Below are 21,794 nucleotides of genomic sequence, written 5' to 3' on the forward strand. Positions count from 1 at the left end.
GAGCGGAACGAATATGAGAAAGTGGCTGCTCATCATGATAAGCATGTTGGTATGGTTCGGTTCCTCAATGCAGGCACAGGCCGAACAAGCAGCACCATCCGCTAAGCAGCAGACGAAGGTGTACTTCAATGGATACGATATAACGGAGTGGCGATGGGATCAGCAGCATATCGTCGTTCCGCTGTTTGCATTTGATGATTATAGCTATTTCATTCAGGATGGCAATAAAGGCATGCAGGATATCACCTACAAATGGGATTCAGCTGCCAAAACGGTATGGGTATACTCTGCCGATAAATCACGTACGATTAAGCTGGTTGCGGAACAGCCTATCGCTTGGGTAAATGGGAAAAAGGTGGCGCTTGATGCCCCTGTTCGAATAATAGAGGGCCATACTTATGTGCCGCTGCGATTCATTAGTGAAGCGCTCGGTGGCAAGGTCAAATGGGATGTGAAGAAGAGGGCCGCCATCATTCGCACACCGGAGCGGGTGAAGCGTGACGAGTTGATACGGGCGGGAGACCTGGAAACAGCCCGACAGGAAGCGCTGCGTCTGCCGCTTGTCTATCCGAACCGGGAGATCAAGCCGCGGTCAGAAGGTTTCGAGGCGAACATTGTGTTCCCAGAAGGGGAGGCGCTTCGCTACCGCTATCATATTAAGGATGTTACAAGCATCATTGCGATTTCAGAGGACGGATTGGCCGAGGTCATATGGCAGGGGAGAACGGGTTCGACTGCAGACAAGGTTATTGAAGAAATCGGAAGCAAGCCAGACTTCGGCTCAGCGTTGGTATACTTCCGTCATTCCTTCCCCGTAGAGGATTTCGTTACATATGGTAAAATAGACGCGCAAGGCCGTTCGACGGAGCTTGGCAAGTTCGAGGTGAAGATGAAGCTGCGATCAAATGCCGACGCAGTAATGTCTATTCGAGGAGAGAAGCGGACGGATGTGCGACCTCTTCTGGAGGAGCACATGTAAGGAAGGAGTACACATGAAGGTACGGAATAAGAAAATGGTATGGTGGCTGGTTGCCACAGCAGCATGGATGGCTTTTATTTTCTATAAGTCTTCCCAGACGTATGCAGACCAAGATCTACGGCCGACTCTCGCGGCCTGGCTGCCGCTGCCAATACTGGAGCAGTGGCTGCCGCATATTGAGTTTACGTATGATGGAGGCTTGGTGACTTGGAAGCAGCCTTATGATTTTGTGGAGTTTTTCATTCGTAAGGGAGCACATGTAACGGAATACGCGATATTAGCTTTTCTTGTCATTCGAACATTGCTCGCTATGAGATGGGAACGTTGGATGGCCATTGTTATTGGCGCCGTCATTTCTATAGCATATGCAGCATCCGATGAGTGGCATCAGAGCTTCGTCCCGAATCGAACCGGACATGCGATTGACGTCGCGGTAGACTCGATTGGGGTTGTGCTCGTCGTGCTGTTGTTCCTCATCGCAGGCTTGTTCAGCCGCCGCAAGGGGAAGGGAAGAGGGCTGCATTTTCCATAAAGCTAAGGAAGCAAGGCCGCTGGAGGCATGATCTCCAGCGGCCTTCTTGTAATTTATTGCGGCTTGATTACTTCCATACCACGCATATACGGCTGAAGGGCTTTTGGAATGCGAATGGATCCATCAGCCTGCTGATGATTCTCCAGCAGTGGGATAAGAATGCGTGGGCTGGCTACTGCTGTATTGTTCAGCGTATGGCAGTATTGGAGATCTCCCGCTTCGTCGCGATAGCGAATGTTGCAGCGGCGAGCTTGGAAATCTAGCAAGTTCGATGCAGAATGCGTCTCTCCAAATTGATGACGCGACGGCATCCATGTCTCGATATCATATTGCTTATGCGTCTTCTGCGACATATCCCCGGTACATACCGCCATTACACGGTAAGGAAGCTCCAACGCTTGCAGGATGGCTTCCGAGTAGCCTACCATTTCCTCCAACAGCTGATTCGACATCTCGGCATCATTCGGTGCAATGATGACTTGCTCAACCTTTGCAAATTGATGGACGCGGTATAGGCCGCGAACATCTCTGCCCGCGGAGCCTACCTCGCGCCGGAAGCAGGCAGATACGCCAGCCATGCGAATCGGCTCGGTGACGTCTACAATTTCGTTGCTGCAATAGGAGACGAGGCTTACTTCCGATGTGCCGACAAGCCACAGGCCATCCTCCGGCAGGGCATAGCATTGATCCTCGCCAAGCGGGAAGAATCCGGTACCGACGAGCGCGTCCTGACGAACCATGAGTGGAACATCCATTACAGTGAACCCATGATCCATGAGCAGGTCGAGTGCGAGCTGCTGTACAGCACGATGAAGAAGCAGTCCAGCATTTTTAAGATAGTAGCCGCGAGAGCCTGCCACCTTAACCCCGCGGCGAAGATCGATGAGGCCCAGCTGCTCGCCAAGCTCGACATGATCAAGCAGTGGGTATTCGAAGCTGGGGATTTCCCCGATCTGCCGCACTTCTATATTATCTTCATCCGAAGCGCCGACCGGAGTATCTGCAGATGTGATGTTCGGCACCAGCAGCTGTAGGCGGCTGAACTGTTGCTCGGCCTCGGTTAGCTTCGCTTCGAATTGTGAGAGCTTGTCGTTGCATTGGCGTACTTGCGCCTTCCATGTGTCAACTTCGTTCTGCTGTTCTCCTAGGCGCATCGCTGCTGCGATCCGGGAGGTCAGGGTATTGCGATCCTGTCGCAAGGCATCCGTGTTCTGCAGCAGCTCTCGGCGAAGCTGATCGCATGCAAGCAGTTCCTGAACATTGAAGTCTATTCCTTTTTGCCGAGCTGCCAGCTGCACCTCTTCTGGATGATTGCGAACCCATTTCATATCTAGCATGTGAACCGTCTCCTTTACCACGAGTGATATTGTACGAATAGAAATACAAATAGCGCTCCTCATCCGATTGGGACGAGGAGCGCTAGCTCGCGGTGCCACCCAACTTGATCTTCAGCGCTGCAAGTAAGCAGATAGCACACCGGAAGCATGCTGAAGATCCTCTTGGTTCCGCGGTAACGGGCGGTGCCGGTTCACTTAGGGCACGCCGGGCAAGCCGACGCCTTGACGAGAACGCCTCCGAGTTGGATGCTCTTCATTGGCGAATAACCGTATCTAATTTGTTGATATCATTATATAGCATCTTTCCCAAAAGTCAACGCACTATTCGCCCACATGGTTGATAGCTTGCAGATAAGCGGTAAGCTCCTTAAGATTGCGCATCAAGCTGTCAACTGGAATATCGGCGCCAGCCGCTTTGCTGACGAGCTCCGCTGGAATGCAGCTGGCAGCTGACTTCAAGTCACGTCCCTTATTCGTTAAGGTAATGAATACTTGCCGCTCGTCCTGTGCGCCCCGCTTCCGCTCAATCAACTGCTGCTGCTCCATCCGCTTGAGCATAGGTGTCAATGTCCCTGAGTCGAGGAACAGCTGCTGGCCAAGCTCCTTCACGGTGACATTGTCTTGCTCCCATAATGCAAGCAGTGTAATGTATTGTGGATAAGTTAGCTCCAGCTTCTCCAGCATAGGCCGATAGAGCTTCGTTACTTCCTTGGATGCTGCGTAGATGGCGAAGCAGAGCTGTTGATCCAGCTTGAGCATGTCGCTAGGCTGCATGGTGTTGTCCGGCTTAGAAGTCATGGTTTCATCTCCTGTTGTGCCTTACAGCAAGGCTTCTATATCTTCCTTCAGCTTAGATGGGGACGTCTGCGGTGCGTATCGCTTCACGACAATGCCCTTGCGGTCGATGAGAAACTTCGTGAAGTTCCACTTAATATCAGTGCTTCCCAACAGCCCCTTCTTCTCTGTTACCAAGTGTTGGAACAGCGGTTCTGCATTGTCGCCCTTCACATCTACCTTCGCAAACATAGGGAAGTTGACGCCATAATTCAATTGGCAGAACTCCATCGTCTCCTTCATGTCTCCAAACTCTTGATTGCCGAACTGGTCACAAGGGAACCCGAGAACGACCAACCCTTTGTCCTTATACTGATCATACAATTGCTGAAGCTCAGTAAATTGAGGGGTGAAGCCGCATTTGCTGGCAGTATTGACGATAAGGATCACATGACCTTCATAGCTATCCAACGATGTTACTTCTCCATTAGGCTTCTTAACGGAATAATCATATACCGTAGTCATTATTCGTTCTCTCCTTTGTTGTCATCATTAAGATGAAATGATGAATGGCAGTTTACACGTACATACACGCTTCATTCCTTCAAATCGGTCACGCCAAACATGTGACAGCTGTGAGGGAAGGGATGTGGCATAGTTGTTGTAATAGTTATAGCATGGAACACGAATAGATGCAATTGTATTTTACAAAATTTAATTGTGTACAATTTAACAGGAGTGGTGGTACCTCTGATTGTACATCCGCAACAACTGCACACAAGATAGCTGTGCTTTCAAAGGCGATCCAAATGGAAGGTTGCTGTCGTATTTAGGTGAAAAATCATAGTGTTTCATTGTTCACATTATCCATCCAATCGCGTTCAACAGAAACAGGGCTACCCCGCTCCATGGTGGTTCAATAACTATGGAGAGATAGCCCAATCCCTTTATCCTCGAATGAGCATTCCGATTGTATATAGAATCCAAATATGCGCTGGATAGAATACATAGAACATATACTTGGACCACTTGGCATGATAACCACGTGCTCCGTTGTAGAGCAGTATCGGGATAATTGCGAATATCATCATCCACTGGTAGTTCAGGACAAATAAATTGTCATAGGAGAATACTTCTTCAATTGGGACGCCGAGTGATCCGAGCCCTAAGGAGATAAGCAGCATTACGACTACGTATGAGAATGCCATCAGTCCCTTGCGCTCGCGGAACAGGTAGAAGATCAGCGTCATGGCCACACCAAGTATGGATGCTTCTGTAATTGATCCGCCCATAATAGCAAGAATGATGTACAGGGTTCCTAGCGCATAGTTGCGAGTCTGTTTCGTCCATTCGATAGCAGTTAGGAGAAGAAGCGCCAGCAGCAAGGATAAGAAGATATTGTTCATGATGCTGACAGACTCACTTGGCAGGGAGAGCGTAAGCAGTGTGCTGCCAAGTTTGGTAATGACCGCCCATGTAAATAAGCGGAGCATGTATTTGCCTCGGTTCCGTGTGTGGAAGAAGCCTTCCACGATGAAGTAGAAGAAGATCGGAGCGACAATGCGGCCAAGCCATCCGAACCATATAGGCATATCCGGCAGAAACTGCTTCATATGGTCAAGTAGCATAAGCGTCATGCCGAGCAGTTTTAATTTGAAACCATCCAAACGCACATTGAATCCTCCAATTCTATTCTGATGTTGTTATTCGTAGATGCCAGCTTAATTCGCTGTAGAATGGGAGCTAGTCAACGTTGGCTCATAGATTTCTTTCATTCAAACATAATACTGCCTGCATACAGGATCCAGATATGGAGCGGGTAATACAAATAGAATCCATATTTGGCCCACATGGACTGATACCCGCGGCGCTGATTGTATAGTCCAATGGGAATAATGGCGAATACCATCATCCACTGTGAATAGGTCCACAAGCTATATTCATTGACCCACATCGCTGTCCCACCGTAAATGAACATATCGAACAAATCGAGCCCGACTGTGAACACGAGAGACGAGGCGATATATGCAATTGCCATCGCACGCTTGCATCCACGGAACAAATAGAACACGAGGGTCATGGATACGGCTAGCCAGCTGAATTCGACGCCAACAACCATAGCAGCGGCTACCGCACAACAGAGCATCCATCCTGCAGCACCGGATTCGGAACGCAGCGACCATTCATAGGATGCCAGTAGGACTAGCGCCCCGAGCATTGATAGAAAAATATTGTTCGGGATCGAGCCGCCGGGCAGCAACTGGAGGAGCAATGTGCTTCCGATAGCCATGCTGGCAGCTCCAGCAGCAAGACGGAGCATATAACGCTTCCGATTGCGGGTGTATGTATAGCCTTCGATAAGCAGGAAGAAAAAGATGGGGGCTGATATGCGGCCGAGCCAATGAAAAGCGAGAGGTACGGAGTCCGGAAAGTATGCCTGTATATGATCCAATGTCATGAGCATGGCTGCAAGCAGCTTCAGCTGAAAGGCGTTGAACGACATAACTTTAGTTTCTCCTTTCCCTACATATGCCATGCAAATTGCTAAACACAACACCCTTATCATATCAGAAGCCAGAAGTCGGTTGAAGGTCATGCTATAATAGGGGCAGCAGAATGAAGGGAAGGAATGGATGTATGAAATCACTCGTACTTGCAGAGAAGCCGTCGGTCGGTCGTGAGATCGCCCGGGTGCTTGGATGCCGCACGTCTCATAAACAATATTTTGAAGGACCTGAATATGTTGTCACATGGGCATTAGGCCATTTGGTTGGATTGGCGGAGCCAGAAGACTATGATAAGAAGTATCAGACATGGAATCTAGAAGACTTACCGATGGTTCCGCAGAAGATGAAGCTAAAGGTGCTGCGGGAGTCGTCTCATCAATTTAAGGTTGTTCAGCAGCTGTGTAAGCGACAGGATATTAAGGAACTGATTGTTGCGACAGATGCCGCCCGGGAAGGAGAACTCTTGGCGCGCTGGGTCATGGAAATGGTGAAGTGGAACAAGCCGTTCCGCCGCCTATGGATCTCGTCGCAGACGGATAAGGCGATTAAGGAAGGATTCCGCCAGCTGAAGCCAGGCAATCAATTCGATCGGCTGTATGAGTCTGCTCGCTGCCGGGCAGAGGCGGACTGGCTGATCGGCTTGAATGTGACTCGCGCCTTAACCTGCAAGTTCGAGACTCCATTATCCGCAGGGCGTGTACAGACGCCAACGCTTGCGATGATGATGTCGCGTGAACAGGAGATCAAGAATTTCCGCTCTGAAGAGTATGACACCATTCACGTCGATTGCGGCGGTTTCGAAGCGGTATGGCGCGGTGCGAATGGAGATGGCCGCATCTTCAACGAACAGTCAGCGCAGGCAACAGCAGCTAAGCTGCAGAATGGTCGGCAAGCGGTCGTGACGGAACTGAAGAAGTCTACGAAGAGTGAGCCGCACCCGCTCGCTTATGACCTAACGGAACTGCAGCGGGATGCGAACCGCCGTTATGGATTCTCAGCCAAGCAAACCTCGAATGTACTGCAGCGTCTGTATGAGCAGCATAAACTCGTCACGTATCCGCGAACGGACAGCCGGTACTTGTCCTCAGATATGGTCGGTACATTGAAGGAGCGATTGAGCGCGATGGCGATCGGTCCATATGCTGCGGTTGCGAAGTCACTCATGCGCGGCAGTCTGTCTGTTACGAAGCGTATTGTGGACGACAGCAAGGTAACGGATCACCATGCGATCATTCCAACTGATGAGCCGCTGCGGTTGTCAGCGTTGTCTACAGATGAGCGCAAGCTGTACGACCTGATCGCGCGGCGTTATCTGGCACTGTTCCTGCCTGCAGCGAAGTACGAGCAAGTTGCAGTTACCATCGAGATTGGCGGCGAACGACTATATGCAAAGGGCCGCACGATGCTGGACAGCGGCTGGCGCCAAGCCTATGAAGGCGATTGGGACGATGCGTCCTCGAATGAGGAGCAAGAGCACGACAATCAATCGGCGTGGAATAAGGATCAGCGTCTCCCGAGCTTGACGCAAGGGGAGAAGCTTGCAGTCAAGCGGGTCATGACGCGCAGAGACCGCACCAAGCCGCCGGCACGCTATACGGAAGCGACATTGCTGACACAGATGGAGAAGCACGGTCTTGGTACGCCAGCAACTCGTGCGGATATTATTGAGAAGCTGGTATCTTCGGATACGATTGAGCGCCAAGGAGCTTCACTTCAACCGACTGGCAAGGGAGAGCAGTTGATTCGCCTTACCTCTGAACAGCTGCGTTCACCGGAGCTTACTGCACGTTGGGAACGGGAATTGGAGCGCATTGCCCGCGGCGAAGCGCGCACATCATCGTTCATGAATCAGATTCGGGATATGACCGAGCAGTTGGTCAAGGAAGTGAAGACGAGCAGCGCCGAGTACAAACCGCATAATTTGACGAACCGTCATTGCCCGGAATGCGGCTCGCGTCTGATGGAACGGAAGTCGAAACGTGGAACACGTCTTATCTGTTCCAGCAAGTCTTGCGAATATAAGCGCTCTGACGAGAAGCAGCTATCGAATCGCCGTTGTCCGCAGTGCCATAAGAAGATGGAGTTCAAGATCGGCAAGGCAGGCAAGTATGTACAATGTCTCGCATGCAATATTACAGAGAAGCTGGAAGAGGGCGGAGGCAAGGCGCGCAAGCATGAGACACGGAATTTGATTAAGAAATACGAGAAGCAGGAGCCAATTGGAAACAGTCTAGGTGATCTGCTGAAGGCAGCGATGGCGAAGCAGGAGGAGAAGTAAAAGCTGCAAGAGCATCAAGAGCAGAAATAGATAAAAGAGACCATTGTGTTTACTGTGGGACTTCGAATTGAGTCAAACAATAGCAAATGGTGTTGAACCGTAAACAGGCGACATCATACTTGTAAAATGAAGCGGCTTAGGAGGGTCGTATGGCCTATATGAGCACATACTTCATTGTCATAGATAGGCCCTCTGTACCGATTCTTCGTGGTCAGAGGGCCTTTTTGTTAACTTTTTCATAGTCTTGTAACCATTTTCTTGAAATGGTAACAACATTGTCTCTATTTTTTGATAAAATATAGTGAGTTGTAATGTTTCTGTAATGCCCTAATGGTAGATTTATATTATAGTAGTTGTCGAAACAAGTCGCTAGAAGGAAGTGGATAAGGATAATGATGGATCGAGGTGTGGTGTCGGCCGGCAACCGTCGCCGTAAAAAACGCAAAAAGTTAATTGGACGCACCGTATTGCTCATGCTTCTTGTCGCCGTCGGCGTCGGAATATACGCTGGAGCGAAGAGCTTGCTCGGATCAGACTCAGCATCTGGCAGCGAATTGATCGTGACAGAAGTCGTTCCATTTGGAACAGCAGCACAAGTATCACAAGAGAAGGAATCACCGAAGGAGTATAACGGCTTAACGCGCAAGGTCGCTTACTTGACATTTGACGACGGGCCGAGCAAATATTCCAATGATATGATGGACTTATTGGATAAGCATAATATTAAAGCTACTTATTTTATGCTTGGCGATAACATGAGACAATACCCGGATGCCGTGAAGCGCATGATGAAAGATGGACATTACCCAGGACTTCACAGTATGACACATGATTATGCGAAGCTGTACAAGAGCGGCGGCTCCCAGAACTTCATTAATGAATTCAAGGAAGCGCAGGGAATCGTTGAAGAATTGACAGGCTTCAAGCCTACGATGATTCGTGCCCCATATGGCAGCGCTCCGCAAATTGGTGAGTCATTCCGTAAGGATATCGCAGATGCAGGGTTTAAAATGTGGGATTGGACACTCGACTCCTGGGATTGGAAATATATCGGTCAACCAAATCGAGTACTAGAGCAAGTAAAGGCAGGTCTGACGGAAGATGTTGAAGTTATTTTGCTTCATGATCGTCAGCAGACCTTAGATGCATTGCCAGCCATTATTGATTACATTCAAAGCAAGGGCTACGAGTTCGAAGTGTACGACCCGAATGCGCATTTCGTATGCAATTTCCATCACGACAAACGATTGTAGCATAGGGATAGGAGGTTAACACATTGGCTAGTTGGAAAAAGCTAACCGCCGCTGTCGCGTTGGCATCCGTTCTGCTTATTGGCTTGACTGGATGCGGCGCTGCACCGACGACACAAATATTTGAAGGCTTCGAGAAGGCATCCGCAGCGGAAGCGGATGTTGCTGAAGCGGTGAAGACGCTGAGCACGCTGGAAGCGAAGGACAGCAAGCAATACAACAACATCCTGTCTCAGGGCAAGCAGGACAATCGCAATGTACAGACGCTGATCGACAATTCGAGCAAGTCGCTTGAAGAGCGGACACAGGCGATGGATCAACTGAAGAGCATGCTGGACGACGCTCGCAAGAAGATGGGCGAGCTCGACGGCGCAATCAGCAATTTGAAGGAAGAAGGCTTGAAGAAGCAAGCAACAGAGGCATATAACGCTTATGTGAAGCGCTACGAAACCTTCACTTCCATGTACGAGAAGTATGGGAAATGGATTCAGCAAGAGCAAGCCTTGTATAACGAGCTGAAGCAGAAGGATACGAAGCTGAAGACGATTACGAAGGCTGTATCTGATCGCAATGAGGCTTATCGTCAGGTTGAGCAGTTGAAGATCCAGTTCAATGACTATACGAAATCGTTCAATACGAAGAAGTCTGAATTCTACAAAGAGGCAGGAATGCAAGTAACTGGCACAGAGAAGAAAGAAGGCGAAGGTGCAACTTCGTAAGTGATACGAAGTGGAGCCGGGCATACCGTGTCAGCAAGAAGCGGGCAATCGTATAGGAGAATCACCCTTATCGTTTAGAAAAGAGAAGACCGTTCCGAAGCAGCTGGACTGCTTTGGAACGGTCTTTTTGTATGGTATAAGAGCACCGAATTCGAACAGGTAAACACATGGAATGAGCTCTGTCTCTAGCTCCATGTTCGGTGTACGAAGTCTGCCACAATGAGAAAGATAACGTAAGAGACAAGTGCCGATGCAATATACGTTATCCCTACCTTGATTCGCTGCTGGAATAAGCGCACAACGCCAAGACTAAGCAGCGGACAGACGATGAGCAGGAAAAATAGGATCGTTACGAACAATTGTGGCGAGATTGAACTGATATCTACATACGTCATGGATATACACCTCTTTATAAGCGTTGCCATCAAGCAAGACAGTATCGATTGTCTAACCTGAATCATTAGTCTTCCTACCTGGCAGTGTGATAAGGATCACAGTTTCTATTATATCGATTTCATAGCCGCTCGTCTGTTAATTCGTTTCCAATATTAAGGCGATTTTAAGGCGAAATTATGACGATGGAAGGAGATGCAAGCGAGCATTGACAGGTTCGAATCACGGATTGTACGATGTGATCATATACGTGTGAACCATGATTAAATGAAAGGATATCTTCACACAAATGATGGAAGGCATCATGCTATAATCGAAATACGACATATGAGTATATTTGGTGATGTAAGCAGTTACAAAAAAACAAATAGAAAGAATGGGAAGGCGAGGAGAGCAATCAATGGTGCAGTATATGGTTGGGATTGATCTGGGCGGGACGAACATTGTATGTGGGTTGGTCAATGAGCAATATGAGCTGATAGCCAAGGTAAAGCGGCCGACAGAGGTTGATCTTGGTGTAGAGCATGTATTGAATAAAATGTCTGATATGGTTGATGAACTGTTCATCACGGCAGGGGTGGATCGCAGTCTTCTTATAGCGGTTGGAGCTGGGATTCCGGGCTTCATTGATCCAGTGCGCGGCGTATGTGTGTTTGCATCCAACTTGAAGTGGGACAACGTAGATGTATCTGGTCGACTTGGCGCTAAGGTAGGCGTACCAGTTTTTATTGATAATGATGTGCGTATGTACGTATTTGGTGAGGCGATGAGCGGTGCAGGACGCGGTGCAGGAGTTGTACACGGGATAACGATTGGTACGGGGCTTGCGGCTGCGACGGTTGTCAATGGAGAGCTTCACTATGGAAGTGGGTTCATGGCAGGCGAATTGGGGCATGTAGCGATTGATGGCGAGACGACGCCATGCGGTTGCGGCTTGACGGGCTGTCTAGAGACGGTCGTATCCGCCACGGGCATTGCGCGACAAGCGAAGGAAGCGCTTGAGCAGGGGCGCGAGAGCTTGCTGCGCACACCATATGAGCGCGGTGAACTGACCGCAGCTCACGTCTCGCAGGCTTACGATAAGGGTGATGAGCTCGCAATCGAGATAATGACGCATACAGGACAGGTGCTGGGCAAGGGCTTGGCGTATTCCATCTCGCTGCTCAGCCCGGATATGATTGTAATCGGCGGCGGCGGTGCACTCGCGGGCGAACGTATTATGAAGCCTGTACGAGACACCTTGAAGCGTTATGTATATCACGGTTATTTGGAGCGTTTGACGATACGCCAGGGTGAACTGATTGATGACGGAGGCGTTATTGGAAGTGCAGCCTTTGCGAAAAGCCGTGCAGAGAAGCTCGGACACGTGTCGGTATAAGATCAACTAGAAAGAGAAGAGAGAGAAAAGAATCGGGAGGAACGAGTGACGATGTCGGATCGAGATATTCAGAATTTCCCCTACGGTGCTGATATCACCGAGCGAATGCTCCAAGAGCGCATTGTCGCAATATTCCGCGGCTGTACAGGAGAACTTGCTAATAGAGCGGCAGAGGCGTTGGTGGCAGGGGGCATTCGATTCATGGAAGTGACGATGAATACAGAGCAAGCCACAGCGATTATCTCCCATTGGCGTGAGAGATTTGCAGGACGGGCCTATATCGGTGCAGGCACAGTGATTGATTTGGCCTCGGCTCGTGAGGCATTGGAATGCGGAGCGCAGTTCCTCATCTCTCCGAATTTGGATGAGGAAGTCATCGCATATGCAGCTGAGCGTGGAATCGATGTATGGCCTGGAGTACTAACGCCTACTGAGATTGTACGGGCGTGGAAGGCAGGGGCGAAGGCCGTCAAGCTGTTCCCGCTTGGTACATTGGGCCCCGAATATATCCGAGAGATCCGAGGTCCTCTTGATCACATTCCGATCATTGCAACGGGAGGAGTCGACTTGCATACGATATCCACATACGGAACTGCAGGAGCGTCCGCATTCGGACTTGGTTCCAAGCTTCTTCCCAAGGAATATATGATTTCGGGCAATGATAAAGCCCTCACTGCAAATGCAATTCAGTTCGTTGAGGCGGTTCGCAAGCTTGATCCCGTTCGGCGATGACCAGAAATCCATAGAGCGTGGAACGGGTGTGAAATCATGCGATTGCGTGAATGATATACATACATCAGAATTTGAACCAATTCTACGGTAATGGTATGAAGAGAGGCGAATCTATGGCTATGCTGTGGACATATGGAATAGGCACACTCGTGCTAGCCGGCAGTGCCGCAAGCGGTACTTGGATGCTTGCGGTGAAGAGTCAGTCCCCTCGTCCGATTCCGATACATAAGGAACCGGAACGTCCCTTCGATCGAGTGGTGTTCGAAGGGACTGCATCTCTGCAAGGGTGGTTCATATGGGGCAAGGGGAACTCCCCTAAGAAGCGGGCGCCGGTTATCGTTATCTCGCACGGATGGGGATCGAACCGAGCGAGGGTGATGAGGTATGCGATCCCGCTGGTAGATGCAGGTTTCAATGTATTGGTCTATGACGTGACAAGTCACGGAGAGAGCGGGGCCGTAAAGGCACCATCGGCGCTGTTATTCCGTGATGATATGCTGGCCGCAGTCCGCTACGTACGTCAACGGCCGGATGTAGATCCGGATCGGATTGCAGTCCTCGGCCACTCCTTGGGCGGCTTCGGAGCGGTATTGGCTCTTGAAGAAGGGCTGAACGTAAGGGCAATTGTAACGGATTCCATGCCGTCCCGCCCGCTGTCCCTGGTGGAAGCGGAGCTTAAACGGCGCAAGCTGCCTTCATTCCCGCTAGCAGTGGTCATACCGCGTATATGGTTATATCGCTCCCGCATCCCGGTTGCTGTATACGACGGCTTGGATGTAGGTCAAATCTTAGCCGACCATCATGTGCGGACGGCAGGCAGCATCCCCATCTATATGGTTCATTCTCGACTAGATGGATTTATTCCCCCTAGTGAGCTTGAGCAGCTTGTTGAACGCTTACCGTATGAGCAATCGCATCTCTTTGTTGATACGGATGGTCATAGCTGTTCGGAGACTGATTCGCGTTTCTGGGCGGAAGTGATCCCATTCTTCAAGCGTCAATTGGATATATCGGGATAAGCAAGCCCATCTCTTCCCTCTAAGGCTTGACCTTCTGGGGAGAGGTGGGCTTGTATGTTTTCGTCAGAGAATAACTTTTTTATATTTTTTATAGGCAAATGCTGCATCGGTTCGCTACCCCTCGTCATATTCCTCATGTTCGAATCGCTACAATCCTTCGGAATACGATGCAATTCCCGGCTCTTGCTGCCGCAGCATGTCGAGCACGACAGAAAGGCAGCGAATCCACACTTGCGATGGGCATGCTATAACTAGACAGTATTTGCGATAGCGCTATGTTACGCTACCTAGCACACATAGGCGGATGTTCTCCGCTGATGCGAAGGTGGTGAAGGCATGTACATCGATTCACAGACTCCATCGCGCCTACAACGAGCGAGGCAGAGGCGAGCGAGGAGATGGATTCGATTCCCTAGAGTCTCTATATTCCGAATGCTGATGTTGGGAAGTGTTCTGTTAGGAATCATGGTTGGCTTCGCTCTATGGCCTACGGTAGAGGCGCGCTCATCTATGATAACGCTGCATAGTCAATCAGAGATGAAACAATGGCTGAGCGAGCAATTCACTCGCAGAGAAGCGGCCATTTCATTTCGATACGAAGGTGACACGAAATCCTTAACAGAGATGGCAGGAAAGTCCTTGTCGGCAGCATTATACTCGGATCCGTTCATTCGGTATAACATCAGCAAGTACTCCTATCAATGGAAAGGTAGTACGGATTCTGCAGTCGTCAATGTGTATGTGGACTACCGTGAGACGTACGAACAGTCACAATATGTAAGGGAGCAAGCCAAGGAAATCGTAAGAAATATAACGAGTCTAGGACAATCCCCTCATCTCAAAGTAAAAGCAATTCATGATTATATTGTCAGTCACGTGACCTATGACGAGGGTATGACGAAATTTACTGCCTATGAGGCGCTAACGGAAGGTACAACCGTATGCCAAGGATATGCGCTGCTCATGCAGGCTATGCTGGAAGAGGCGAACATTCCATCCAAGGTTGTCGAGGGTAAGGCGGGCGGATTGCTCCATGCTTGGAACCTGATTGAACTGGATGGAAAATGGTATCATGTTGATGCGACATGGGACGACCCGCTTCCGGATCGAGGCAAGCAAGTGCGCTACACGTACTATATGCGCACCGATGCGGAGATGAGAACCGATCATGATTGGGAGGAAAGTACGGAGCTTCCGAAGGCGAACGACCCTTATGAGCATGTCTTGAATCAGATGCGCCAAGGGACGGATAAGAGCCTGCGCTCATTCGTTACTGAGTTGGAGCACGGTTGGAGTCCGGATGTACTGCTTCCAGAACGGCAGGTCAAGGACGTGAAGGGACTAGTAGAACGCTATCGGTCTGCACAGAAGGCGAACCGGGTGCAGTTCCAGATTCGCTATATAGGCAGCGAGCTGGAGCTGCGTGCTGACCTGCATGATATGATGGACAAGCTAGGATTGTCTACTCCGTTCGAATACAGAGTATCGACGTTGAATAACAGTGATGACCTACTTGTCGATATTCAGCTTCAGAAATAAGGGGACAGAACATCAGCATAAGAGCTGGTGTGGGAATTCGGAACTCACATTAGGAATTCACATCACGAATGAATCCAGAGGAATGAATACAGGAGTTTCACTACCCGGAAAAAGCGATGGAACCACGTAACAAAGGCCCTGCTTTACGCAACTAAATGCGTGAAGCAGGGCCTTATTTTATTTACTTCATAGACAATATAGAGATTGATTATTTATGATCGAACTTGCATTCTTCAAGTGGAATGACCTTCGTCCGATGCTTGAACTTGTAGCCGAACCATATGATCAGGAAGAGCGGAAGACCAATGTAGGTCATCAACAGCCCTTGCCAGTCGATCGCTTCTCCGAGGAAGGCTTGATAGTTCTGACCAAGTACGACGAACATACAGAGCGCGAAGGCGAAAATCGGACCGAACGGGAAGAAGCGGGCACGATAAGGCAGCTCCTTCAGGTCATGACCTTGCTTGTTGAATGCGCGACGGAACCGATAGTGACTGACTGCAATGCCTAGCCAAGCAATGAATCCACACATGCCGGATGCACTCAGCAGCCACGTATAGACAATCCCATCTCCGAAAAAGCTGGCTAGGAATGCCATCATGCCGATGATGCTGGTCATAATAAGCGCATTGACCGGTACGCCGCGCTTGTTCAGCTTGCCAAGGAACTTCGGCGCCTTGCCTTCCTTCGCAAGCACCCAGAGCACGCGTGTTGAGGCGTACATGCCAGAGTTACCCGCGGACAGCACGGAGGACAAGATGACTGCATTCATAACTGAAGCGGCGAATGCGAAGCCGGCCTTTTCGAATACGAGCGTAAATGGGCTCGCATTAATATTATTGACCTCGCTCGATAGCAAGCTTGGATGTGTATATGGAATGATCATTGCGATAACGAATATCGCCAGAACATAGAAAAGCAAAATGCGCCAGAATACTTGGCGAATCGCTCGCGGTACACTCTCGCTTGGATTTTCGCTTTCGCCGGCGGCAACACCGACAAGCTCCGTACCTTGGAACGAGTACCCAGCAACCATAAATACACCAAGAATCGCAAAGAATCCGCCATGGAATGGCGCATCTCCGATATGGAAGTTCTCGAATCCGATACGTTCTCCGCCGATGATGCCGAATATCATCAATACGCCAGTAACTAGGAAGATGATGACGGTCGAGATTTTAATTATTGCGAACCAATATTCAGACTCTCCATACCCTTTAACGGAGATGAAATTCAATAAGAAGATGATGCTTAAGAACAGGAAGCTCCATATGAAAGAGTTGCTGTTCGGGAACCAATATTTAATGATAAGCGTAGCTGCGACTAACTCCGATGCGATCGTGATTGCCCAGTTGAACCAGAAGTTCCAGCCAAGCGCAAATCCGAATGCAGGATCTACAAATCGCGAAGCATATGTGCTGAATGAGCCGGAATCCGGCATGTAGGTCGCCAGCTCGCCAAGACTTGTCATTAAGAAATATACCATGATGCCGACTGCAGCATAAGCGAGAAGCGCACCTCCAGGACCAGCCTGTGCAATGGCGCCGCCGCTGGCAAGGAACAATCCAGTACCAATGGAGCCGCCAAGCGCAATCATGGTGAGATGGCGTGTCTTCAGGCTTCTGCGAAGCCCTTGCTCGTTGTGTTGCTTACTCATGTTGCTCACTCCTGTTCTAATCTTAGTATTACCGGAAAGGAGCGGAGAACATAAAAAAACCGCTGAAGCGTATACGTTCAAACGGTTTGACCGTCCCCATCATACCCTTCCTTAAAGATAGCGCATCATACGTAGACGGGTAATCTGCGTATGACAGTGTCGTGCCTATTCGACAGCGACCCCAGCACGCGTCCCGGAAGCGGGTTACGCGAACTTCGGCGGTTGTTCCTTCCCATTCGAATCATTGGCTTCTTCCTGCCTCCGCGAATGTACTCTTAACAACCGCAACCTCTACCTCATCGTGGAATAGGATGAGGATTTGTTGCACTATGAAGATGGCCAAGCCATCATTGTTACTTATATTTGCTAAGTATAATGAAACGAAGCGGTAAGTTCAATGTTAAAAAGTAGAAATCTGATCTAGGAAAGTTGTGTATGATTTCAAACATTTGAGCTGAATAATCCAAAAATATTTTTAAAAAAGGAATTTTACTCCTTGCAAGCGGTTTCTCGCATGGTATAAGATGGATGAAAAGAGAGCGCAAGTTGGGAAATATCTTATACAACCAAATAGAAACCAATAGAGACAGACATTTAGGGAGGCATGGGAAATGAAGAAGGTTACTGTAGCATTGCTTGGAGCCGGTCAACGCGGGGAAATCTATACGGATTATGCGATTGGCCGTTCGTATGAGATGGAAGTTGTCGCTGTGGCAGATCCGAGTGCAGCCCGCCGTCAGCGTATTGCCGATAAGCACGGCATTCCTGCAGAACGCCAATTTTCCTCTTGGGAAGAATTATTCTCTCAGCCGAAGCTTGCTGACGCTGTGTTTATTTGTACGCAAGATAAGATGCACTATGAGCCTACGATGGCAGCACTAGGAGCAGGCTATCACGTGATGCTGGAGAAGCCCATGTCTCCAGAGCCAGTAGAGTGTATTAAGATGGGGCAGGAAGCGAAGAAGAGAGGCCTTGTCTTCTCGATCTGTCATGTACTGCGTTACACGAACTTCTTCGCTACACTCAAGCAGATGTTGGAAGAGGGAAGAATCGGCCGCCTTATGTCCATACAGCATAATGAAAATGTTGCTTACTGGCATCAGGCGCACAGCTTCGTGCGCGGCAATTGGAGCAATTCGGCACAGTCCTCTCCAATGATTCTGCAAAAGTCCTGTCACGATATGGACATCCTGTTGTGGCTTGCTGGTGCCGAGTGTACCCATATTTCTTCCTTCGGCACATTATCGCACTTCCGCCCAGAAGGTGCGCCGGAAGGCGCAACGAAGCGCTGTCTGGATGGGTGTCCTGTTGCTGATGAGTGCCCATACTATGCGCCGAAGTGGTATTTGACGGATGATATTGGCTGGCCGACATCAGTTATTGCGGATGATATGAGCTATGAATCTCGCCTTCAGGCCTTGAAGGTAGGCCCATATGGCCGCTGCGTATACCACTGCGACAATGATGTGGTTGACCATCAAGTGGTGAACATGGAATTCGCGAACGAGGTAACCGCGGTATTCACTATGACGGCGTTCACTTACGACTCCGGTCGTACGTTGAAGTTGATGGGAACGACTGGGGAAATTCGTGCTCACATGGAGAAGAATGAGATTGAAATCATTCATTTCAAAAATGGCTTTAGAGAGCTGCTCAGCCTGCAAGCACCAGGCGGACATGTTGGACATGGCGGCGGTGACCAAGGTCTCGTGAAGGACTTCCTGAGGCTGGTAGAAGCGGACGGTGCATTGCAAGGACGTACATCCGCTGATATATCTGTTCAAAGCCATATGATGTCATTTGCGGCGGAGAAGGCGCGCATAGAGAAGCGTACTATCTCTATTGAAGAGTTCGTCCGTGAGCAATTGGCAAACGAAGCAGAGCCTGCAATGAACTAATTCTATTTGTAAATGTCAGAAGCTCTCCGGGTTACTCACGGAGAGCTTTTTCTAATGTAAGAGTTTCTTGTTGATGATCCCATTCTAGTCGAATACGAATAGGTTCTTGAAGTTGTTTTAACCCTTTAATCCGGTATTCGTAATGTGCGGCATAATGTGAAGAGTTAAGATCAGATATAGAATCAGAACGTTCAAAATCCGGACTTGTGAGACGGAATGATAAATCCTGTATATGCTGTTCTGGTCCATGATACTTCATATCCAGCGTAAATGATTCCGTATCTGTTGGTTGAGAAAGTTGCACGTCCCAATCTAGGCTTGCTGCCTTATAAATGGTGGTCTCTTTCGTGCATCCGACTAGTGCAGGGAGTATGCATCCGAGTAGCATAATGGAAATGAATCTTCGTCGTAGATGTATCATGACAGACCTACCTTTCATTGTTGTTAAATGAGAAAGGGCAAGGGGAAGGAGTGTTATTCGAGTCAGAATATGAATGCACCTCCTATCATATGGAATATATTATACCATAATGGACAGTAATGCCGATGTATTCGAGGCAATAAAAAGGCTGACTCTGTACCTAACAGAATCAGCCTTTATAGGGCAGTTGTATAAGTGGAAAAGCTATTACGAGTAATTCAGGATTGTCCCGCGATTTGACCTAAACTTAACCGATCGACTGCTTCATAAAGCGTGGGTATTGCACCCATGCGAGTACAAGTGCAGCGATTCCGATACCGAGCAGAATGACTGCATTCAGCCACACATCCTGTACATGAGCGCCGTGGGAAATGATGCGCTTCAGTGCATCCTGCGCCCAATATTGAGGAAGCAATTGGCCGATCGTCTGCATGAACTTCGGCATCATTTCATGCGGGAACCACAGTCCGCCAATCATCGCACCGCCAAGCGCGATCAATTGGGTAATGGCAAGCCCTTGATTCTCGCCCTTAGCGATAAGGGAGATGAAGAGGCCAAGACCCGTTACACAGATACCGAGTGCTGCGACGACTAATGCGATAGCGAGCACATCACCGAGCTGCATGCCATAAACGAAGTGTCCGAACGCCAGCAGTACCGCGCTTTGGAAGAGAACAACGATAATATAAGGAACCCACATGCCGACTAAATAGTTGAGCGGCTTCATTGGTGTGCTGCACAGGCGCGCCGTCATCCCGCTTTCTTTGTCCCGAATGAAGCGTCGAACCATCGAGATAATAATGAAGAACACGAACATAACGGTATATCCAGGAACGACTTGACTAACCATATCAACAGGAACAACGTTCTCCATCTGCTCCTTAACTACGAATGGCGGGGTGAAGATTTGCTTCATCTCTTCGCCCTGAATTCCTTTGGCTGCAAGCTGCTCCGCAGCGCTTACCTGACGCTGCTCATCGACGATTCGTCCAAGCACGGCTTTGATTGGAGCCGTTGAGGTGTTGTCGTTCTCGTCGCGGTAGAGTGTCATTTCAGCAGAGCCTTTGCCTGATTTCATGCTGGCTTCAAATCCTTGCGGAATGAGCAGGAGGGAGGATTGCTTGCCATCACGTATACTTGTAATTTGTTGATCAAGCGTGCGTTCTGTGTCTTCCTTCAGTTGAAAACCTTGCACCTTGGCTAACGATGAAACAATCGCTTTCGAAGCAGGAGACTGATCCTGATCGACATAATTTAACGTGATGCTGGAATTCCCCATATTGCCGAACACAGAGGCAAACACCACGATGAAGATGATAGGCATAAGGATGAGCCAGAAGAAGGTACCCTTTTCCTTAAGCAGCAATTGGATTTCCTTGCGTGTGAAGCTGGTAATCATTCGAATTCTCCTCCTTGAATCGTACTCTTGCGAATTCTTAGCGCTCCAAAGCGCCTATTACGCATCCCGCAGGGATGTACCGGTTAAGTTCAAGAACACCGTTTCTAATGAAGGCTGCACGATTTCGAGACGAGTAACCTTCACTTGCTGCTGCAGGCAAAGTTCAGATACGCGGTTCATCGTTGTCAGTGTATCGTCGGTATCAATAATCCAGCCCTCTTCATGGGCAGTCACTTTGCCAGGAATCGAATCGAAGGAAATTGCAGTCTGCTTATCCGTTTCGACATATACGGAATTCGTGCCATGCTGCATGAGCAGTTCATGCAGGACGCCTTGGGCAATGACCGAGCCGTGGTCGATGATGGCGAGTTCCTCGCAGAGTGTTTCGACTTCTTCCATATAGTGAGTCGAGTAGATGATGGATACCCCTTCTTGCTTCAGCTTGCGAATCATCTCGAAGATATGATTGCGCGATTGTGGGTCAATGCCGACAGTAGGTTCATCCAGCACAAGCAGCTTCGGACGGTGGAGGAGTGCAGCAGCGATGTTCACGCGGCGCATCATGCCGCCAGAGAAGGTGCCAACGGCATCCTTAGCGCGATCCAGAAGCCCGACCTGTGTCAGTACGGTTGAGATGCGTTCCTTTAGCTGGCTTCCTTTTAAACCATACATTTCTCCAAAAAACTTCAAATTATCGTACGCGCTGAGCTTCTCATACAAGGTGATGCCTTGGGGGACATAGCCGATTATGTTCCGCACCTTGGCGGCTTCTTTACCGGCATCGATTCCGAATACACGCAGAGCACCACTATTCGGTTGGAGAATGCCGGAGATGATCTTCATCGTTGTTGATTTGCCAGCTCCGTTCGGGCCAAGCAGGCCGAAGCAAATTCCTGGACGGACTTGGAATGAAATACTATTCAGTGCAGTGTGATTTCCATACTTTTTATGCAAATTCGATACATCAATAGCCAATGTCATC

General features: G+C 49.3%; 20 protein-coding genes and 1 riboswitch. Of the genes, 10 read left to right on the top strand and 10 right to left on the bottom strand.

Annotated features, from left to right (window positions below; translation table 11 throughout):
- Positions 1-13: 13 nt before the first annotated feature.
- Together ABN764_RS10290 and ABN764_RS10295 are read left to right on the top strand one after the other, a co-directional pair.
- Positions 14-979, top strand: coding sequence for a copper amine oxidase N-terminal domain-containing protein (locus ABN764_RS10290; RefSeq protein ID WP_446671815.1), 966 nt, complete (start codon positions 14-16; stop codon positions 977-979).
- 13 nt (positions 980-992) lie between these two features.
- A complete protein-coding gene (locus ABN764_RS10295) occupies positions 993-1,511 on the top strand; it encodes a VanZ family protein (protein WP_021254757.1) in 519 nt (172 codons plus the stop codon).
- A gap of 53 nt (positions 1,512-1,564) precedes the next feature.
- Here ABN764_RS10295 and serS read toward each other — a convergent pair whose 3' ends face one another.
- The 5 genes from serS to ABN764_RS10320 form a co-directional block, all read right to left on the bottom strand.
- Positions 1,565-2,848, bottom strand: a complete 1,284-nt coding sequence (gene serS, locus ABN764_RS10300) for a serine--tRNA ligase (RefSeq protein WP_174809957.1) — start codon at positions 2,846-2,848, stop codon at positions 1,565-1,567.
- A gap of 321 nt (positions 2,849-3,169) precedes the next feature.
- Entirely contained in the window at positions 3,170-3,646 is a 477-nt protein-coding gene (locus ABN764_RS10305; RefSeq protein WP_446671816.1) for a MarR family winged helix-turn-helix transcriptional regulator, read from the bottom strand.
- Positions 3,647-3,667: 21 nt separating this feature from the next.
- Positions 3,668-4,147 (bottom strand): glutathione peroxidase, encoded by a 480-nt coding sequence (locus tag ABN764_RS10310; protein ID WP_021254754.1) that lies wholly within the window; start codon positions 4,145-4,147, stop codon positions 3,668-3,670.
- Positions 4,148-4,569: 422 nt separating this feature from the next.
- The gene (locus ABN764_RS10315; RefSeq protein WP_446671817.1) at positions 4,570-5,295 is read right to left on the bottom strand and encodes a TraX family protein; all 726 of its coding nucleotides are present in this window, start codon (positions 5,293-5,295) and stop codon (positions 4,570-4,572) included.
- A gap of 98 nt (positions 5,296-5,393) precedes the next feature.
- Positions 5,394-6,125: a TraX family protein gene (locus tag ABN764_RS10320; RefSeq protein ID WP_268625649.1), complete on the bottom strand. Its 732-nt coding sequence runs from the start codon at positions 6,123-6,125 to the stop codon at positions 5,394-5,396.
- 134 nt (positions 6,126-6,259) lie between these two features.
- Here ABN764_RS10320 and ABN764_RS10325 point away from each other — a divergent pair, with 134 nt between their 5' ends.
- From ABN764_RS10325 to ABN764_RS10335, 3 genes are all read left to right on the top strand, one after another.
- Positions 6,260-8,407 (top strand): DNA topoisomerase III, encoded by a 2,148-nt coding sequence (locus ABN764_RS10325; RefSeq protein ID WP_446671818.1) that lies wholly within the window; start codon positions 6,260-6,262, stop codon positions 8,405-8,407.
- 392 nt (positions 8,408-8,799) lie between these two features.
- Positions 8,800-9,660: a polysaccharide deacetylase family protein gene (locus ABN764_RS10330; RefSeq protein ID WP_021254750.1), complete on the top strand. Its 861-nt coding sequence runs from the start codon at positions 8,800-8,802 to the stop codon at positions 9,658-9,660.
- A 23-nt stretch (positions 9,661-9,683) separates the two neighbouring features.
- Positions 9,684-10,376, top strand: coding sequence for a YkyA family protein (locus ABN764_RS10335; protein ID WP_268625645.1), 693 nt, complete (start codon positions 9,684-9,686; stop codon positions 10,374-10,376).
- A gap of 185 nt (positions 10,377-10,561) precedes the next feature.
- On the opposite strand, the gene ABN764_RS10340 is transcribed toward ABN764_RS10335, so the two are convergent.
- Positions 10,562-10,771 (bottom strand): hypothetical protein, encoded by a 210-nt coding sequence (locus ABN764_RS10340; protein ID WP_021254746.1) that lies wholly within the window; start codon positions 10,769-10,771, stop codon positions 10,562-10,564.
- Between the two features lie 401 nt (positions 10,772-11,172).
- Here ABN764_RS10340 and ABN764_RS10345 point away from each other — a divergent pair, with 401 nt between their 5' ends.
- The 4 genes from ABN764_RS10345 to ABN764_RS10360 all read left to right on the top strand — a co-directional run bounded on the left by ABN764_RS10345 (position 11,173) and on the right by ABN764_RS10360 (position 15,437).
- Positions 11,173-12,147, top strand: coding sequence for an ROK family protein (locus ABN764_RS10345; protein ID WP_446671970.1), 975 nt, complete (start codon positions 11,173-11,175; stop codon positions 12,145-12,147).
- 51 nt (positions 12,148-12,198) lie between these two features.
- Positions 12,199-12,879 (top strand): bifunctional 4-hydroxy-2-oxoglutarate aldolase/2-dehydro-3-deoxy-phosphogluconate aldolase, encoded by a 681-nt coding sequence (locus ABN764_RS10350; RefSeq protein WP_446671819.1) that lies wholly within the window; start codon positions 12,199-12,201, stop codon positions 12,877-12,879.
- 113 nt (positions 12,880-12,992) lie between these two features.
- The gene (locus tag ABN764_RS10355; protein WP_446671820.1) at positions 12,993-13,898 is read left to right on the top strand and encodes an alpha/beta hydrolase; all 906 of its coding nucleotides are present in this window, start codon (positions 12,993-12,995) and stop codon (positions 13,896-13,898) included.
- Between the two features lie 336 nt (positions 13,899-14,234).
- Positions 14,235-15,437, top strand: a complete 1,203-nt coding sequence (locus ABN764_RS10360; RefSeq protein WP_174809584.1) for a transglutaminase domain-containing protein — start codon at positions 14,235-14,237, stop codon at positions 15,435-15,437.
- A 208-nt stretch (positions 15,438-15,645) separates the two neighbouring features.
- Here ABN764_RS10360 and ABN764_RS10365 read toward each other — a convergent pair whose 3' ends face one another.
- Positions 15,646-17,094 (bottom strand): amino acid permease, encoded by a 1,449-nt coding sequence (locus ABN764_RS10365; protein ID WP_021254741.1) that lies wholly within the window; start codon positions 17,092-17,094, stop codon positions 15,646-15,648.
- A 110-nt stretch (positions 17,095-17,204) separates the two neighbouring features.
- Positions 17,205-17,396: riboswitch (Lysine riboswitch) on the bottom strand.
- A gap of 309 nt (positions 17,397-17,705) precedes the next feature.
- On the opposite strand from ABN764_RS10365, the gene ABN764_RS10370 reads away from it, so the two are divergent.
- Complete coding sequence (locus ABN764_RS10370) at positions 17,706-18,992, top strand: Gfo/Idh/MocA family protein (RefSeq protein WP_021254740.1); 1,287 nt, start codon at positions 17,706-17,708, stop codon at positions 18,990-18,992.
- A gap of 31 nt (positions 18,993-19,023) precedes the next feature.
- Here the strand turns inward: ABN764_RS10370 and ABN764_RS10375 are convergent, their stop codons facing one another.
- The 3 genes from ABN764_RS10375 to ABN764_RS10385 form a co-directional block, all read right to left on the bottom strand.
- On the bottom strand, positions 19,024-19,413 hold the full coding sequence (locus ABN764_RS10375; protein WP_174810760.1) for a hypothetical protein: 390 nt from the start codon (positions 19,411-19,413) through the stop codon (positions 19,024-19,026).
- Positions 19,414-19,660: 247 nt separating this feature from the next.
- Positions 19,661-20,812 carry an ABC transporter permease gene (locus ABN764_RS10380; protein WP_446671821.1) on the bottom strand — a complete coding sequence of 384 codons (1,152 nt, stop codon included), beginning with the start codon at positions 20,810-20,812 and terminating at the stop codon, positions 19,661-19,663.
- A gap of 57 nt (positions 20,813-20,869) precedes the next feature.
- The gene (locus ABN764_RS10385; protein WP_446671822.1) at positions 20,870-21,793 is read right to left on the bottom strand and encodes an ABC transporter ATP-binding protein; all 924 of its coding nucleotides are present in this window, start codon (positions 21,791-21,793) and stop codon (positions 20,870-20,872) included.
- Between the last annotated feature and the right edge of the window lies 1 nt (position 21,794).

Source organism: Paenibacillus wuxiensis (genome assembly GCF_040195695.1).
GTDB classification, from domain to species: Bacteria; Bacillota; Bacilli; order Paenibacillales; family Paenibacillaceae; genus Paenibacillus_B; species Paenibacillus_B suaedae.